Below are 16,364 nucleotides of genomic sequence, written 5' to 3'. Positions count from 1 at the left end.
ATGATTGGCACATTCCACCAGCAGAAAAACATTTTTCCTGATTCCATGCCAAAACACGAACTGGACGCTTACGACCGCCGCATTCTGGAAGCGTTGCAACAGAACGGCCGCCTGACCAATGTGGAACTGGCCGAGCAGATTGGCTTGTCGCCCTCACCCTGCCTGCGGCGCGTGCGCATGCTGGAAGAAGCGGGGGTGATTCAGGGCTACGAAGCGCGGTTGGCGCCAGACGAAGTGGGTCTGGGCCTGACCGTGTTCGTTGGCGTGAAGGTGGAACGGCACCACGAGCGCGACGCCGAACAGTTCCGCAAAGAGGTAAGCGCCCTGCCCGAAGTCATTGCGGCGCATCTGGTGTCGGGCGAGTCTGACTTCCTGCTGCAAGTGGTGGTGCCGGACCTGCGCGGCTACGAGCGCTTTCTGCTTGGCACGCTGCTGAAGCTGACCGGCGTAAAAGACATCCGCAGCAACTTCGCCATTCAGACGGTCAAGCGGCAAAGCCCGCTGCCGCTAGACCATCTGGGCAAGTAGCCCGCGAAGCACCTTGCCGCCGGCTACGGCATATTCGCCGCCGCCCGGTCCACCAACGCCGCGCGCCGGTCAAAACGCGCTTGCGACATGGCCAGGTAACGCTCGACGATAGCGGGCTCTGACGTCGTGGGCGTGCCGCCCGGAAACGGCGGCTTCGGGTCGTACTCGATCTGCAACTGGATCAGCTTGGCGACATCATCGCCACACAGCGCGGCCACCACCTTCAAGCCCATATCGATGCCTGACGTCACCCCGCCCGCGGTGTAGGTGTTGCCGTCCACGCACAAGCGTTCGTCGGTAGGAATGGCGCCGAAGCGCGACAGCAATTCGCGCGCACGCCAATGGCTGGACGCCCGCTTGCCGCGCAACAGGCCCGCCGCGCCCAGCAGCAGCGAACCCGTGCAAATGCCAAACAAATAGGTCGCGGCCAAGCCTTGCTGGCGGGTGAACGCCACCCAATCGGCGTCAACGATGGCATCATCCGTGCCCGGCCCGCCCGGCACCACCAGCAGATCGCACGGCAAGGCGGATGCCAGGGTCTGGGTCGGCAGAAATTTCAAGCCGCGATCGCAACGTACCGGGTCCAGGCTTTTTGAGACAAAATCCACGGTAAACCCCGGCGCATTCGCCAGGACCTCGTAGGGGCCGGTCATATCCAGCTGGGTCAGCCCTTCGAACAAGAGAATATTCACATGCATGACGATGCTCCCTCAAGAACGCCAACGCCCAGCATAGGCGGACGCGCCCCGTCGCGTGCGCCAAAAGATGCAGAGATTGCGCCAGAACGCGCGCCACAGCGCGTGGTGTTCGTGTTGTACGACGGCTTCCAGCCGCTGGATCTGGCGGGTCCGTGGCAGGCGTTCAGCTCGGCCAACGAAGAAGCCGGACGCGTGCTGTACCAGTTGAGCACCATCGCCGCCACGCCGGTCGTCAGCACCTGGGAACAGGGTTTGCGCATGCAGGCCGACAAGACGTTCGAGGCCGATGGGGATACGCCCATCGACATGCTGCTGGTGCCGGGCGGCCCCGGAGTGGACCGCGCCAGCGCGCACGCGGAAACGCGCGCCTGGCTGCGCCACCGGGATGCCACGACGCCGCGCACGTGCAGCGTGTGCACGGGCGCGTTTCTGCTGGCGGCCTGCGATCTGCTCAATGGCCGGGCCGTCACCACGCACTGGCGGTCGGCCGACCGGCTGCGCCAGCTGTACCCGGCGCTGCGCGTGGAAGACGACCGCATCTTCATTGAAAGCGGCAAGTACTGGACGTCGGCAGGCGTCACTGCCGGCATCGACCTGGCGCTGGCGCTGATTGAACGTGACCATGGCGCCGCGCTGTCGCAACAGGTGGCGCGGCGGCTCGTCGTCTTCATGCGCCGCGATGGCGACCAGCGCCAATACAGCCAAAGCCTGCGCCTGCAAGACCGGGTGGCGGCGCCCTTTCGCGATCTGGTGGAAAAAATCGAAGCGCGGCTGTCGGCCCGCTGGTCCGTGGACGACATGGCCGACGCCTGCCAGATGTCGCGCCGCACGTTCCAGCGCAAGTTCGCGGCGCACTTTGGCGTGGCGCCCACGGAAGTCTTGCGGCGGCTGCGAGAAGAACGCGCGAGCGCGCTACGAAGCACCGGTAAGATGTCGAAAAAATCGGTCCAACATCACGTGGGGCCGTTACCCAACAGGCCACCCCCATGACACAACCGAATCGCCGTGGATGCCTTGCCCGCTGGCCCGCCGCTGCGGCGGCCGTGCTGTCGCTGACGCTGCTGACCGCCTGCGACGACACGCCTTCCCAGCCGAAGCTGACGCTGGAACAAAAGCTGTTTCAAGACCTGGCCCCCCATCGCGAGTTCAAGGGCGAACTCAACGGCCAGCCCGTGCACCTGATCGTCCACGACTGCGACGTGTATCTGAACGAGGCCGACCCGGAATCCTCGACCGGCGCGCGCCGCTGGACGATCGTGCTGGAACCCGAGTTCTACCCGTCATTCATGCAATGCCAGCGCCAATCGCTTACCCGCGTAGGCAAGACCGTGGAAGCCGAGATCGGTGAAATGGCGATGGGCGCGGGCGGCTGCTGCGCAACGGGCGGCGTGTTCCGGTCCACCGACGGGCGCCACTGGAAGCCGAAGTAGGCCGAAGGAAGCCACGCCCTCCCCGCCGCCCTTATCCCGCCGCCCCTACCCAGCGTCCCCTACCCCGCCAGCCCCACCGACATGCCGCCGCACACGTACAGCAACTGCCCGGTGATGAAGCCCGCCTGCTTGTCCAGGAACATGGCGACGCTGTGCGCCACTTCGTCCGGCGTTCCGACACGGCCCACGGGAATGGACGCTTCCAGCGCGCGCGTCTTGGGCGCGCCGGGCGGGTTGGACTGATTGAACAGTTCCGTGGCGATCGGCCCTGGCGCCACGGTGTTCACCGTGATGCCGTGGGCGGCCAGCTCCAGCGCCCAGGTGCGCGTCATGCCCGCCAAACCCGCCTTGGATGCGCCATACACCGAACGCCCGCCTTTGCCTAACGCCGCGCGGCTGCCGATGTTGACGACGCGTCCGTAGCCCGCCTGCCGCATGCCCGGCAGCAATGCCTGCATCAGCAATACCGGCGCGGTGATGTTCAGCGCCATCGTGCGCAGCAGGTCGGCTTCGGTCACGTCTTCAATATTGGCCACCTGAATCATGCCGGCGTTGTTCACCAGATGCAGCACGGGGCGCTCGGCCGCAAGTTCCGCCGCCGCGGCGCGCGTGGCGGCGGCATCGCTCAGGTCAACCGAACGGAAGGTTTCGCCGGGCAGTATGTCATCGGGCGCGCCTCGGCTGAAATTGACGACCTGATAGCCGTCCTTGAGCAGGCGCGCCACAATGGCGCGCCCGATGCCCCGGCTGCCGCCGGTGACCAGTGCGATGGGGGTTGTCATTGCGCGGTGATTCCTTTGTCTTTGATGAGCCCGCCCCATTTCTTGCGCTCGGCGGATTCGAAGGCGGCCAGCTCGGCGCCGAAAAGCGTACCGGGTTTCGCGCCCATGGTGGCGAAGTTCGTGGCGATGGCCTGGCTTTGCAGACCGCTGCGTGCGGCGTCGATCAGTTGCTGGACAACCGGCGCCGGCGTGTTGCGCGGCGCGTACAACGCGAACCAGGCCGTGACGTCAAAGCCCGGCAGGCCAGATTCCGCCACGGTGGGCAGACTAGGCACCGACGGGTCGCGTGCGCCTGACGTTACCGCCACGCCGCGCACCAGGTTGCCGTCCTTGATCTGCGCCAGCGCGCCCGGCAGGTTGTCGAACAACAGATCCACCTGTCCGCCCGCAACTGCCGGCAATGAGGCAGACGTGCCCTTGAACGGCACGTGCAGCATCGTCACGCCCGCCATCGACTCGAAGTACGCGCCCGTCAAATGCACCGACGAGCCTATGCCGGGCGATGCGTAAGTCAGCTTCTTGTCGGGCGATTGCTTGGCGGCCTTGATGACATCGGCCACGGTTTTGTATGGCGACTTTGCGCTGACGGCAATCACGTTCGGCGTAGTCGATACCAGCGCAATCGGCACCAGATCACGCTCGGGGTCGAACGTCATGTTGCTGTACAGAAACTGGTTGATGGTCTGCGTGCCGATGGTGCCCAAGCCCAGCGTGTAGCCGTCCGGCTTGGCGCGCGCCACGTAGGCCATGCCGATATTGCCGCCCGCGCCGGGCTTGTTTTCAACCAGCACGGTTTGCTTCAAGCCCGGTTGCAGCGCGTTGGCGATGGCGCGGCCGAAGATGTCGGCCCCGCCTCCGGGCGGATACGGCACCACGACGGTGACGGGGTGCTCGGGGTAACCCGCGGCAAGGACGGTGGCCGGAATGGCGGCAGATATCGCGGCAGGTATGGCGGCAGGTAAGGCGGCAACAAGGGCGGACAGCGCCCGCGTGGCCCACGCGGGCACGGCAAGGCTGCGCCGCCCGGCGCGCGGAGGTACGGCTGGGGTCATGAATCTGTCTCCTCTTGAATCCGCTGGCTGCGGATTTCTTCTTAAGTCTTGTGGATACGGCTCGGTGATACGGGGGAATATTCAAAGTACGTAAATACGTACTATAGTTATAAAAACATAGAACATCACCAGGAGACAAGAGATGAAACGCTGGACGCAACGCCCCGAAGGTTCCACCTGGGGCGACTTCGGGCCGGACGACGAGCTGGGCAGGCTAAACCTGCTGACCGAAGAAAAGGTGCTTCAGGGCGTGCGCGAAGTGCAGGCGGGCAAGGTGTTCTGCCTGTCACTGCCGCTGGACCTGCCGGGCGGCAACGTGCTGAACCCGCGCCGCCATGCGCCCACGTTGAAGCCCACGTTCCGCGAAGGCACGCCCTACCTGAACTTTGCGATGTCGCAGGTGCAGCCCGAGGCCGTTGACGTGCTGTCGGACGATCAGGTCACGCTGTCCATGCAATATTCCACGCAGTGGGACGGCCTGTGCCATGTGGGCGCCATGTTCGATATCCAAGGCGACGGCGAGCCACGCCGCGTCTACTACAACGGCTTTGCGGCGGGCGTTGACGTCTTTGGCGGCGTGGACCCGGACACGTCCGGCAACGCCTGCTGCCCGCCCGGCGGCTCGTATGCGCGCAAGCTCAGCGTCAGCCGCTACGCCGAAAAAGGCATGCAAGGGCGCGGCGTGCTGGTGGATTTGGCGCGCGCCTTCGGCCCGGGCCGCACGATCGTCGGCCACGAACAGCTGCAAGCCGCCATGCGCGACCAGCGCGTCGTCGTCGAACCCGGCGACATGCTGGTGCTGCGCACCGGGTTCGCCGAACGCGTCGTCGCCATGAACGGCCAGCCCGATCCCCACGAACTGGAACAGACGGGCGCGGTGCTGGACGGCGCCGACTCCGCCCTGCTGGACTGGATCACCGCCAGCGGCATCGCCGCCATATGCGCTGACAACTACGCCGTGGAGTCTTACCCGGCGCGCACGTCCGGCCCCGGCCATTCGATCTTGCCGCTGCACCATCACTGCCTGTTCAAGCTGGGCGTGCCGCTGGCCGAGCTCTGGTATTTGAAGGACTTGGCGGACTGGCTGCACGCCCACGGGCGCAACCGCTTCCTGCTGACCGCCCCGCCCTTGCGTATGCCCGGCGCGGTGGGTTCGCCGGTCACGCCGATCGCCACGGTGTAAGCCATGACCGCCGCAACCTCGACCTTTTCCGCGCACCTGGACGCGCTTGCCGCCCGCCGGCCCGACGCCACGCTGCTGATCGATCAAGACCAGCGGATCAGCGCCGCCCAGCTGCGCGCACACAGCCGCGCTCTGGCCGCAGGGCTTGCACGCATCGGCGTGCAGCCCGGCCACCGCGTGGCCGTGTGGCTGCCCAATTGCGCGGCCTGGGTGGAATCGTTTCTGGCCTGCGCGCATCTGGGCGCGCTGGTGCTGGCCGTCAACACGCGATTTCGCGCGCTGGAAGTGGCCGATATCCTTGGCCGCGGCCAGGCCGATTGGCTGGTGTTCTGGCCGGGTTTCAAGGGCATCGACTTCGCCGGGATTCTTGATGGCGTCGCCCCGGAGCATCTGACGCGTTTGCAAGGCGTCGTCACGCTGGGGGCTGACGATGAACACGCGCCCGCCACCTTGCATGGCAAACCGGCGCATCGCTACGCAGACTTGCTCGCCACCGCAACCCCGCCGCCCGCGGCGCATGGCAACGCGGGCGTGCTGTGCTTCACCACGTCTGGCACTACGTCCAAGCCCAAGTTTGTGCTGCACGACCAGCAAACGCTCTTGCGTCATGGCGCGGCGGTGGCGCAGGCGTTTGGCTACGACGAACACAGCTGCGTGCTGGCCAGCGCCCCGTTCTGCGGGGCGTTCGGCTTTGCGACGCTGGTGGGCGGGCTGGCGCAAGGCGTGCCCGTGGTGTGCGCGCCGGTATTCAATGCGGCGGAATCCGCGCAGGCCGTTGCCCGCTATGCCGTCACGCACACCTATGCGAACAACGAAGCGCTGGTGGGCATGATGCAGGCGGCCGCCCCCGGCACGTTTGCGTCGGCGCGCCTCTTCGGCTTCGCCAGCTTCACCCCCGCGTTGGACAACATGCTGGACTTGGCGCGCGACGCCGGCGTGCCGCTGACGGGGCTGTACGGCTCCAGCGAACTGATCGCGCTGGTGGCGGGCCAGCCGCGCGACCCGCAAGAGGGCGACGTGTCGGCGCGCCATCAACCGGGCGGCACGCTGATCTACCCCGACGCCCGCGTGCGCGCTCGCGACCCTGAATCTGGGCAAGTGTTGCCGCACGGCCAATCCGGCGAAATCGAAATCTTGTCACCCAGCCTGATGCAGGGCTATCTGGACAACCCCGACGCCACGCGGCTAGCGGTTACGGATGACGGCTATTTCAAGACGGGCGACCTGGGCTACACGCTGACCCCGCGCCAATTCGTCTTCCAGACGCGCATGGGCGATTCGCTGCGGCTATCCGGCTTTCTGGTGAACCCCGTGGAAATCGAGCAGGTCGTCGAAACCCTGCCCGGCGTGCGCGCCTGCCAGGTAGTGGGCGCCACCCGTCACGGCAAAATCGTGCCGTATGCGTTTGTGCTGCTGCAAGCCGGCGCCACGGCCGACCCCGCCGGCTGGACGGCGGCGTGCAAGGCGGCGATGGCCGGTTTCAAGACGCCCGTGGGCTTTACCGTGCTGGACGCCTTCCCGTCCGTGGAAAGCGCCAATTCGGTCAAGATTCAAAAACACCGCCTGCGCGACATGGCGGAGGCTATGCTCTCGGATCTTTCCCCACCGTCCGCCCCCTGACCATGCCCGCCCCCAAGCTTTTCTCGCGCAGCCCCCAGCCGCTTTACCTGCAAGCGGCGGCGCTGTTCCGCAGCCATATCCAGAACCGCACCTGGCGGCCGGGCCAGCAGATCCCGCCGCTGGAATCGCTGATGGAAACCTACGGGATCTCGCGGGCGACCATCCGCCAGGCGTTCGGGCTGCTGGAGCAAGACGGCCTGATCCGGCGGTCGCGCGGGTCTGGCACGTTCGTCAATGCCGAGCTGCCCGAAACGCCGACCTTGCTGATTCCCAAGACCTGGGCCGAAACCGTCGAGCTGAGCAATCAGCTGGGCACGGTGTCGCTGGTGGAATCCAGCGCTGATTCTCCGTTGCCCGACTCGCTGGGCATGCCTTGCAAGGCCGACCGCAGCGGGTTGTTCCAATACCTGCGCCGCGTCCACACGACCGAGGCCGGCCCCTTCTGCTACAGCGAAGTGTTTCTGGAAAGCGGGCTGTTTCGCAAGCATCGCACCCGCATCCAGAAAAGCACGGTGGCCCCGGTCCTGGATCAGTTCTATGGCGCGCGCATCACCGAAGCGCGCCAGGTGCTGAACGTGATCGAAGCGGGCCAGGAATCCGCCGAGTCCCTGCAAATTCCGGTGTCGTCGCCCGTGGCCGAGCTGCGCCGCTATGCCTGCATCGACGGCCGCGTGGTGTATTTCGCGCGGCTGGAATTCCCGTTCCGCAAGGTGCGGATGGAATTCGATCTGCTTGCCCATCGCTGAGTCGCGCGCCCGCCGTTCAACCGCCCAAGGAGCCCCACCCCAACGCCACGTCCATTTGCGCGGCCCGCCCCCCCCAAACCAGAGCGCCATTGAAGCGCCAGCAGTTTCAGACAGATCCGGCACAAGAGGAGACAAACCATGGCTTACGCCAACACGCCCCGGATTTCCATGCATTGCCGCAGCACGATGACCCGCTTGTTCGCCGCCACCGCCCTGTCGGCGGCCGCCGCCGCACCGGCCTGGGCGCAGCAGCCCGCCGCCATTTCAGACGACATCGTCCGGCTTGGCTTGATTTTGGACATGAGCGGCGTGTATGCCGACGTCACCGGCAAAGGCAGCGCCACCGCCGCCCAGATGGCCATCGACGATTTCGGCGGCACGGTGCTGGGCAAGAAGATAGACCTGATGGTGGTTGACCACCAGAACAAGGCCGACATCGCCGCCGCCAAGGCGCGCGAGTGGTACGACACGCAGAAAGTCGACGCCATCATGGACGTGGCGGGCTCCGCGCCCGCGCTGGCCGTGCTGGAAGTGGCCCGCGAAAAGAAGAAGATCGTGGTCTTCAGCGGCCCCGGCACCGAACGCATCACCAACGACCTGTGCTCGCCCTATTCCGTGCACTACACCTACGACACCTGGTCGCTGGCCAACACCACCGCACGCGCCACCGTCGAAAAAGGCGGCAAGAGCTGGTACTTCCTGACCGCCGACTACGCCTTCGGCCACACCTTGCAGGCCTCCGCCACCGAGGTCGTCAAGGCCAACGGAGGCACGGTGCTGGGCGCGGCGCGCCACCCGCTGGGTTCCAGCGACTTCGCGTCCTACCTGTTGCAGGCCCAAGCCAGCAAGGCGCAGGTCGTGGGGCTGGCCAATGCCGGCGGCGACACCGTCAACGCCATCAAGGCCGCCAGCGAATTCGGCCTGACCAAGGGCGGGCAGAAGATGGCGGGCTTGCTCTTGTATATCAACGACATCCACGCCATCGGCCTGGACGCCGCGGCCGGCCTGACGCTGACCGAAGCCTTCTACTGGGACATGAATGACCAGACGCGCGCCTGGTCGCAACGCTACTACGACAAGCTGAAGAAAATGCCCAACATGAGCCAGGCGGGCACCTATTCGTCGGTGATGCATTACCTGAAGGCCGTGCAGGCAGCAGGCACCGATGCGCCGGACGCGGTGATGAAGCAGATGAAGGCCACGCCCATCAACGACTTCTTCGCCACCAATGGCCGCATCCGCGAAGACGGCCGCATGGTGCACGACATGTACCTGTTTGAAGTGAAGCAGCCGTCGGAATCCAAACAGCCGTGGGACTACTACAAGCTGGTGGCGACGTTGCCGGGCGATCAAGCCTTCATGCCCTTGTCGAAATCGACCTGCCCGTTGGTGAAAAAATAAGCAAGGCGTCGATCCGGGCACGCCACACGGAACACGCGGACAGGCGCAAGCCCGTCCGCGTTTTACACTGCACGCATTGCCGCAGGATGCCTTGATGACCTCTCTCCCCGCCCGCCCCATTCCCGCCACCATCGCCGCCGTCATCCGAGACGGCCACGTGCTGCTGGTGCGCCGCGCCAACCCGCCCGATGAAAACTGCTGGGCTTTTCCAGGCGGCAAGATCGACGCCGGGGAAAGCATCGAAGCGGCAACCGCGCGCGAATTGCTCGAAGAAACCGGCGTCGTGGCCGAACCCCTGCATGTGTTCGACGCCGTTGACGTCTTTGACCGCGACGACGCAGGCGCCCTGCGCCGGCATTTCATCCTGATCGCCGTGCTGTGCCGCTGGCAGTCGGGCGAACCCGTGGCGGGCGACGATGCGCGGGACGCACGCTGGATACCGCTGGCCGATCTGGAAGGCCACGAGCTCGCCACCAGCTTCGGCGTGGCGAGGCTCGCGCGCAAGGCGGCGGCGCTGACGGCGGGGCTGACTGCGGCGCAAACTGCGGCGCAGACCGCGACGTAGCCTTCGGATTTGAATTCGGGAGCGAATTCCCAGGAGATGACCCTCACCATGTTCGACGCTTACCTGTCCCGCTGGAACCTTTCGCCCGACGGCGCGCCGATCGAGACGCACGCGGCGCGGCTGCTGCCCGTCATCCACCAGGGCGCGCCCGCCATGCTGAAGATCGCCTTGCAAGAAGACGAACGGCAAGGCGGCGTGCTGATGCGCTGGTGGGACGGCCACGGCGCGGCCCGCGTGCTGGCGCACGACGACGACGCCATCCTGCTTGAGCGTGCGATGGGCACGCGCTCTCTGTCCGCCTATGCCCGCACCGGCCGCGACGACGAAGCCACCCGCATTCTTTGCGGCGTGCTTCACGATCTGCACGCGCCGCGCGCCAAACCGCTGCCTGCCCTGCGCGGGCTGGAGGAATGGTTTACGGATCTGTGGCCCATGGCGCAATCGCATGGCGGCATTCTGGCCGACAGCGCCCGTTACGCGCGCGCCTTGCTGGACGACCCGCGCGACGTCTGCGTGCTGCATGGCGATATGCATCACGACAACGTGCTGGATTTTGGCGAGCGCGGCTGGCTGGTCATCGACCCCAGACGCCTGACCGGCGAACGCGCGTTCGACTACGCCAACCTCTTCAGCAACCCCGACCTGTCCGACCCGGTGCCGCCCGTTGCCACCGTGCCTGGATGCTTTGAACGCCGCTTGCAGATCGTCGTGGATGAATCCGGCCTGGAGCGCCGCCGCCTGCTGCAATGGGTCGTGGCCTGGTGCGGGCTGTCAGCCGCCTGGTACCTGGGCGACGGCGACGATGCCGCGGTCGACCTGAACATCGCGCATCAGGCCCTCGCGCTGCTGCGCGCCTGAACCGCCCCGCCTGGCGTCGCGCCGGGTCAAATCGCGGCTAGCCATGGCAAGCCGCGTCACGTTCCTCGCGGCATGATCGGGTAAGGTGTAGCCCCTGCACCCCTTATCTCTTCATTCCAGGAGCAATGAATGACCGGATTGTTTATCGTGGTGGCGGCGCTGGCGTTCCTGATGCTGGCGGCGTATCGAGGCTATAGCGTGATTCTGTGCGCGCCCATTGCTGCCATGGGCGCGGTGCTGCTGACGGACCCGTCGGCATTGGCGCCCATGTTTTCCGGCGTGTTCATGGAACGCATGGCGGGTTTTGCCAAGCTGTATTTCCCCGTGTTCCTGTTGGGCGCCGTGTTCGGCAAGCTGATCGAGCTATCCGGCTTTTCACGCACCATCGTGCAGGCGGTGCTGCGCATGATAGGCGCCGAGCGCGCCATTGTCGCCATCGTGCTGGTGTGCGCGGTGCTGACGTATGGCGGCGTGTCGCTCTTTGTGGTGGTGTTTGCCGTGTACCCGTTCGCGGCCGAGATGTTCCGCCAAGGCGGCATTCCGAAGCGGCTGATGCCGGGCGCCATTGCGCTGGGCGCCTTCACCTTCACGATGACGGCGCTGCCTGGCACGCCGCAGATTCAGAACATCATCCCCACCACCTTCTTCGAAACCACGACCTGGGCCGCGCCCTGGCTGGGTTTGATCGGCGCGGCATTCACGCTGACGGTGGGGGTCACGTATCTGGAATGGCGGCGCAAGCGCGCGGCGGCTGCGGGCGAAACCTATGGCACCGAACTGCGCAATGAACCGGTCACGCCCGCCAATGAACGCAACCACCATCCGCTGATTGCGCTGCTGCCGCTGGTGGTGGTGGGCGTGATGAACTATCTGCTGACGCGCTGGATTCCGGGCTGGTATCCGGCCGGTTCCGAAGTGAACCTGCCCGGCCTGCCCAAGCCCATGGCCGTTAACGTGGAAGACCAGGTGGCGTTGTGGGCGGTGATGGGCGCGCTGATTGCGGGCATCTTTACGATCTTGCTGTTCTCGTTTCGCAGCATCAAGGCGCACTTTGCCGAAGGCAGCAAGAGCGCCGTGTCGGGCGCGCTGCTGGCATCGATGAACACGGCGGCGGAATACGGCTTTGGCGGCGTCATTGCCGCCCTGCCCGGCTTTCTGCTGGTGGCCGATGCGTTGAAGGCGATTCCCGATCCGCTGGTGGGCGAAGCCGTGGCGGTGACGTCGCTGGCGGGCATTACCGGGTCCGCGTCTGGCGGCATGAGCATTGCGCTGGCGGCCATGGCGCAAACGTTCATCGACGGCGCGCACGCCGCCGGCATACCGATGGACGTGCTGCACCGGATCGCCGCCATGGCCAGCGGCGGCATGGACACGCTGCCGCACAACGGCGCGGTCATCACGCTGCTTGCGGTGACGGGGCTGACGCACCGCCAGTCTTACGGCGACATCTTCGCCATCACGCTGATATCGACGATGTCCGTGTTCGTGGTGATCGCCGTGTACTACCTGACCGGCATCGTTTGACCGAAGGCGTGGGCGAAAACCTCCGCGAGCCACTGGGTGAAGACGCGCACGCGCGCCGACACCTGGCGGTTTTGCGGATACAGCACCGATACGGGCATGGGCGCGGGCGGCCAGTCGGGCAGCACGATCTGCAACTGGCCCGCCGCCAGTTCCTGCTCCACCCGATAGCGCGGCACCTGCACCAGCCCCAAGCCCGCCACCGCCGCGCTGGTATAGAGTTCGGCCCCCGTCACGCTGACTTTCGACGCGGCGCGCACCTGCACGTTGCGGCCATCCACCATGAAGTCCAGCGGAATGCCGCGCCCCGTGGCGCTGGACAGAAAATCCACCGTCTGATGATGCGCCAAGTCTTCCAGCCGCGCCGGCACGCCAAAGCGCGCCAGGTAGGCGGGGCTGGCCACCGTCACCTGCGGCATCTGCGCAATCTGCCGCCCTGCCAGCGATGAGTCCTGCAACGCGCCCGCGCGCAACACGCAGTCCACCCCTTCGCGCACCAGATCGACCAGGCGGTCGTCTTCGCCCAGGTGCAAAACGATATCGGGATAACGCGCCAGAAATCCGGGCAAGCCGGGCATGACGAAATTCTTGGCCAGCGTGCCTTGCGCATTGACGCGCAGCAAGCCCTTGGGCGCGGTGTTCAGAAACGCGCCATCGGCCTCTTCAAGATCGGCCAGCAGGCGCACGCAGCGTTGGTAATAGGCTTCGCCGTCGTGCGTCATGCGCACCTGCCGCGTCGTGCGTTCCAGCAGGCGCGCGCCCAAGCGCTTTTCCATGCGCTTGATCAGCGTGGTGACGGTGGCGCGGGGAATTTGCAGGTCTTCGGCCGCCTGGGAAAAACTGCGGCGTTCGGCGATGCGCACAAACACCTGCATTTCTTGAAAACGATCCATGGCGGGCGGCCCATTATTAATGCAGATGGAATTATGTTAGCGAATATAGGGTAATTATCTTCCGTTTGGAATAGTTCATGATTCGTTCCATCCCCACCCTGTAGACGGAGTAAGCCTCATGACCCAACAAGCCCCCCAACGTGTTGCGCTGGTGACTGGCGGTTCGCGCGGCATTGGCGCGGCCATCGTGCAACGCCTGGCCCGCGACGGTTTTGCCGTGGCCATCAACTATGCCTCGAGCGCCCACGAAGCCGATGCGTTGGCCGCGGAGATCCGCGACGCCGGCGGCCGTGCGCTTGCCGTGCGCGCCGACGTCTCGAAGGCCGCCGAAGTCAACGCCCTGTTTGACCAGGTGCAGGCCGAATTCGGCCGCATCGACGTGCTGGTCAACAGCGCGGGCGTGCTCAGCGTGCAGCCGCTGGCCGACACCACCGACGAACAGTTCGAACGCACCTTCGACATCAATACGCGCGGCACCTTCAACACGCTGCGCGCGGCAGCGACCCGGCTGGCCGATGGCGGCCGCATCGTCAACGTGTCCAGCACCACCATTGCGCTGAACCTGCCCGGCTATGCGATCTACATCGGCAGCAAGACGGCGGTCGAAAGCTTTACGCATGTGTTCTCGAAAGAGCTGCGCGGCCGCCAGATCACCGTGAACGCCGTGGCCCCCGGCCCCGTCGCCACCGAATTGTTCCTGAAAGGCAAAAGCCCGGAACTGATCGAACACTTCACGAAGCTGCCGCCGCTGGAACGCCTGGGCCAGCCCGACGATATTGCGGGCGTGGTGTCGTTCTTGGCAGGGCCGGACAGCGGCTGGGTAAACGGCCAGATTCTGCGCGCCAACGGCGGCATCGCCTGACCGCTTACGTCATCGGGGCGAGTGCGGGCCACGGAAGCTGGCCCGCACCCGCCCGTCTGGCTTAGAACCGGTACTGCGCCGTGGCGACCACGGTGCGCGGTTCGCCGAACTGGATCTGGCCGGCGCTGGTGGCCGAGCCGTAGTAGGTCTTGTCGGTGATGTTGCGCACGGCCAGGCGCCAGTCCCATTTGCCCGTGCGGTAGCCCAGCAGCGCGTCCCAACGCGCATAACCGGGCAGCGTCGTCAGGTTGGTGTTGTCGGCATAGCGTTCGCCCACAAAGGTCAGGCCGGTTTCGCCATACAAGCCCTCGGCGGGTTTGTACGTCAGGAATACGCTGCCGTTGCGCCGCGCCACGTTGCTGATGCGGTTGCCGGCCAGGTCATTGTTGTCTTCCACGATAGACGCGTTCTGCAAGCCCACGCCCCCACGCAGATACCAGTTACCCGCAAGGCGGCCCGCCGCGGTCAGCTCGACCCCGCGTGAACGCTGCTTGCCCGTCAGCAGCACTAGCGTCGGATCATTCGGGTCCGTCGTGCGGCGGTTGTAGAGCTCAAGCTGATAGACGGCCAGCGTCGTGCTCAGTTGCCCGTCCAGCCAATCGCTTTTGACACCGACTTCCGTCTGGCGCGTGTGTTCCGGGTCCAGGTCGTTGGTATTGCCGCGCGCATTCGGCGTGATGCCGATGGTGCCGCCGCCCGTGGGCGAAAACGTCTTGCTGTAGGACGCGTAGAAGGAATGGTCGCGCAGCGGCGTCCAGACCAGGCCCACGCGCGGGCTGACGCCGCTGCTGTCATGCGAGGCCGACGCGTCCAGCAGCTTGTTCGTGGAATCAATGCTGAAGCGGTCCATGCGCACGCCCATCAACACCTGCCACGCGTCGTTCAGCTTGATCTGGTCTTGCAGGTAATAGCCCTGGCTCTTGACCTTGTGGCGCGCATCGCTGCTGACCGCCATGCGGCCGTTGTGCTGCAAGGACAGGTTCGGGTCGTACAGGTCCAGCGCCGGCACGGGCTGCGCGCCCGGGCCGCTCGCGGCGGCGGTATACAGCGTGGGCGAACGGTCCTGATGCGAGAGCTCCACGCCGAACAACACGCGGTGTTCGATGCCGCCCGTGTGGAACAGGCCTTCGGTTTCCAGGTTGTTGGTGATGTTGCGCGTGGACAGGTTCTGCTGCCAGCGCGTGCGCGTGACTTTGCCGGTGGCGGCGTTGAAGCCGGTCAGGTAGGTGTTGTCGAAATCACTATCCAGCTTGAAGACGCCCAGCGTGTAGCGCAGTTGCCAATCGGGCGCCAGCGTGTAGGCCAGGCGTGAACGGAATGACTGCGCGCGGTCGTCGATGTAGTCGCGGCCGGGGTCGCCATAGACGGTGCTGCGGCCCACGTCGGCCGGGCGGCCATTGACGCTGGGGATGCCGCGGTCGGGGGTGCGGTCATAGCGGCTGTACTCGTACTGCACCAGCCAGTCCAGGTTGGGCGTGATGCGCCAGTTGATGGCGGGCGCCACCAGTTGGCGCGTGCCGCCAATCTTGTGGCGAAAGCTGTTCGTGTCTTCCTGGCCCACGTTCAAGCGCACGCTAACGTTGTCGCTGGGGTCGGCGCTCAGGTCGCCGTACACGCTGCGCAGGTCCCAGCTGCCGGTCTGCGCTTCCACGGTGGACTCGCGGCCCGGCGTGGGCGCCTTGCTGACGCGGTTGATGATGCCGCCCTGGCTGCCCCGCCCGTACAACACGGCGGCGGGGCCTTTCAGCACTTCGATGCGTTCGATGTTGTGCAGGTCGCGCACGTACTGGCTGTCGTCGCGGATGCCGTCCAGATAGAAGTCATTGCTGGCGTCAAAGCCGCGGATGCGCACGGAGTCAAAGCGCGTGTCTTGCGCGCTGGACACGTTGGGCATGCCCGACAGCGCATCGCTGATGGTCGTGACGCCGTAGTTCTGCACGTTTTCAACCTTGACGGTGTCGATCGTCTGCGGCACGTAGCGCGCGGGCGTCTGCGTGCGCGTGGCGGTGGTCACTTCCGGCACGCGCGGGTCGTCGGCATTGGCGCCTTCGACGCTGATGGCGGGCAACTGCGCCGTCTGGGCAACGGCTTGGGGCAAGGCGCAAGACAGGGCAAGCGCAACGCTCAGCGACAGGGAGCGCGGAATAGACGGTGCAATTGACGCCGGAATTGACGCCGCAACTGACGGTGGAACTGCCGGCGGAACAGGCCTTGGAATAGACCGC

General features: G+C 65.7%; 16 protein-coding genes. 11 read left to right on the top strand and 5 right to left on the bottom strand.

Annotation, left to right across the window (positions count from 1 at the left end; genetic code table 11):
* The first annotated feature begins 45 nt into the window (after positions 1-45).
* Entirely contained in the window at positions 46-528 is a 483-nt protein-coding gene (locus ACFZAI_RS21870; RefSeq protein ID WP_175169941.1) for an Lrp/AsnC family transcriptional regulator, read from the top strand.
* Between the two features lie 23 nt (positions 529-551).
* On the opposite strand, the gene ACFZAI_RS21865 is transcribed toward ACFZAI_RS21870, so the two are convergent.
* Positions 552-1,226: a DJ-1/PfpI family protein gene (locus ACFZAI_RS21865; protein WP_391568878.1), complete on the bottom strand. Its 675-nt coding sequence runs from the start codon at positions 1,224-1,226 to the stop codon at positions 552-554.
* A 102-nt stretch (positions 1,227-1,328) separates the two neighbouring features.
* Between ACFZAI_RS21865 and ACFZAI_RS21860 the strand changes: the two genes are divergently transcribed.
* On the top strand, positions 1,329-2,216 hold the full coding sequence (locus ACFZAI_RS21860; protein ID WP_391569191.1) for a GlxA family transcriptional regulator: 888 nt from the start codon (positions 1,329-1,331) through the stop codon (positions 2,214-2,216).
* Positions 2,213-2,656 (top strand): hypothetical protein, encoded by a 444-nt coding sequence (locus tag ACFZAI_RS21855; RefSeq protein ID WP_391568877.1) that lies wholly within the window; start codon positions 2,213-2,215, stop codon positions 2,654-2,656. Before ACFZAI_RS21860 ends, ACFZAI_RS21855 begins: the two co-directional genes overlap by 4 nt.
* A gap of 59 nt (positions 2,657-2,715) precedes the next feature.
* Here the strand turns inward: ACFZAI_RS21855 and ACFZAI_RS21850 are convergent, their stop codons facing one another.
* Both ACFZAI_RS21850 and ACFZAI_RS21845 read right to left on the bottom strand, forming a co-directional pair.
* Positions 2,716-3,438 carry an SDR family oxidoreductase gene (locus ACFZAI_RS21850; RefSeq protein ID WP_391568876.1) on the bottom strand — a complete coding sequence of 241 codons (723 nt, stop codon included), beginning with the start codon at positions 3,436-3,438 and terminating at the stop codon, positions 2,716-2,718.
* Positions 3,435-4,490 carry a Bug family tripartite tricarboxylate transporter substrate binding protein gene (locus ACFZAI_RS21845; RefSeq protein WP_391568875.1) on the bottom strand — a complete coding sequence of 352 codons (1,056 nt, stop codon included), beginning with the start codon at positions 4,488-4,490 and terminating at the stop codon, positions 3,435-3,437. The genes ACFZAI_RS21850 and ACFZAI_RS21845 overlap by 4 nt, the downstream gene beginning before the upstream one ends.
* A 142-nt stretch (positions 4,491-4,632) precedes the next feature.
* Between ACFZAI_RS21845 and ACFZAI_RS21840 the strand changes: the two genes are divergently transcribed.
* The 7 genes from ACFZAI_RS21840 (at position 4,633) to ACFZAI_RS21810 (ending at position 12,387) form a co-directional block, all read left to right on the top strand.
* Positions 4,633-5,673, top strand: coding sequence for a cyclase family protein (locus ACFZAI_RS21840; RefSeq protein ID WP_391568874.1), 1,041 nt, complete (start codon positions 4,633-4,635; stop codon positions 5,671-5,673).
* A 3-nt stretch (positions 5,674-5,676) separates the two neighbouring features.
* Entirely contained in the window at positions 5,677-7,293 is a 1,617-nt protein-coding gene (locus ACFZAI_RS21835; protein ID WP_391568873.1) for an AMP-binding protein, read from the top strand.
* 2 nt (positions 7,294-7,295) lie between these two features.
* Complete coding sequence (locus ACFZAI_RS21830) at positions 7,296-8,039, top strand: GntR family transcriptional regulator (protein WP_391568872.1); 744 nt, start codon at positions 7,296-7,298, stop codon at positions 8,037-8,039.
* Between the two features lie 138 nt (positions 8,040-8,177).
* Positions 8,178-9,440, top strand: coding sequence for an ABC transporter substrate-binding protein (locus tag ACFZAI_RS21825; protein WP_391568871.1), 1,263 nt, complete (start codon positions 8,178-8,180; stop codon positions 9,438-9,440).
* Positions 9,441-9,534: 94 nt separating this feature from the next.
* Entirely contained in the window at positions 9,535-10,005 is a 471-nt protein-coding gene (locus ACFZAI_RS21820; RefSeq protein WP_391568870.1) for an NUDIX hydrolase, read from the top strand.
* A 48-nt stretch (positions 10,006-10,053) separates the two neighbouring features.
* Entirely contained in the window at positions 10,054-10,863 is an 810-nt protein-coding gene (locus ACFZAI_RS21815) for an aminoglycoside phosphotransferase family protein (protein ID WP_391568869.1), read from the top strand.
* A gap of 129 nt (positions 10,864-10,992) precedes the next feature.
* Positions 10,993-12,387 (top strand): GntP family permease, encoded by a 1,395-nt coding sequence (locus ACFZAI_RS21810; RefSeq protein WP_391568868.1) that lies wholly within the window; start codon positions 10,993-10,995, stop codon positions 12,385-12,387.
* On the opposite strand, the gene ACFZAI_RS21805 is transcribed toward ACFZAI_RS21810, so the two are convergent.
* The gene (locus tag ACFZAI_RS21805) at positions 12,366-13,277 is read right to left on the bottom strand and encodes a LysR family transcriptional regulator (RefSeq protein WP_391568867.1); all 912 of its coding nucleotides are present in this window, start codon (positions 13,275-13,277) and stop codon (positions 12,366-12,368) included. The genes ACFZAI_RS21810 and ACFZAI_RS21805 overlap by 22 nt on opposite strands.
* 118 nt (positions 13,278-13,395) lie before the next feature.
* Between ACFZAI_RS21805 and ACFZAI_RS21800 the strand changes: the two genes are divergently transcribed.
* Positions 13,396-14,139, top strand: coding sequence for an SDR family oxidoreductase (locus ACFZAI_RS21800; RefSeq protein WP_391568866.1), 744 nt, complete (start codon positions 13,396-13,398; stop codon positions 14,137-14,139).
* 61 nt (positions 14,140-14,200) lie between these two features.
* Here the strand turns inward: ACFZAI_RS21800 and ACFZAI_RS21795 are convergent, their stop codons facing one another.
* On the bottom strand, positions 14,201-16,237 hold the full coding sequence (locus ACFZAI_RS21795; protein ID WP_391568865.1) for a TonB-dependent receptor: 2,037 nt from the start codon (positions 16,235-16,237) through the stop codon (positions 14,201-14,203).
* Positions 16,238-16,364 lie beyond the last annotated feature (127 nt).

The sequence above is a fragment of the Achromobacter sp. NPDC008082 genome (assembly GCF_042957345.1).
Lineage (GTDB): Bacteria > Pseudomonadota > Gammaproteobacteria > Burkholderiales > Burkholderiaceae_B > Achromobacter > Achromobacter kerstersii_A.
Note: the sequence above shows the minus strand (reverse complement) of the source record. Positions and strands in the feature narration are given on the sequence as shown.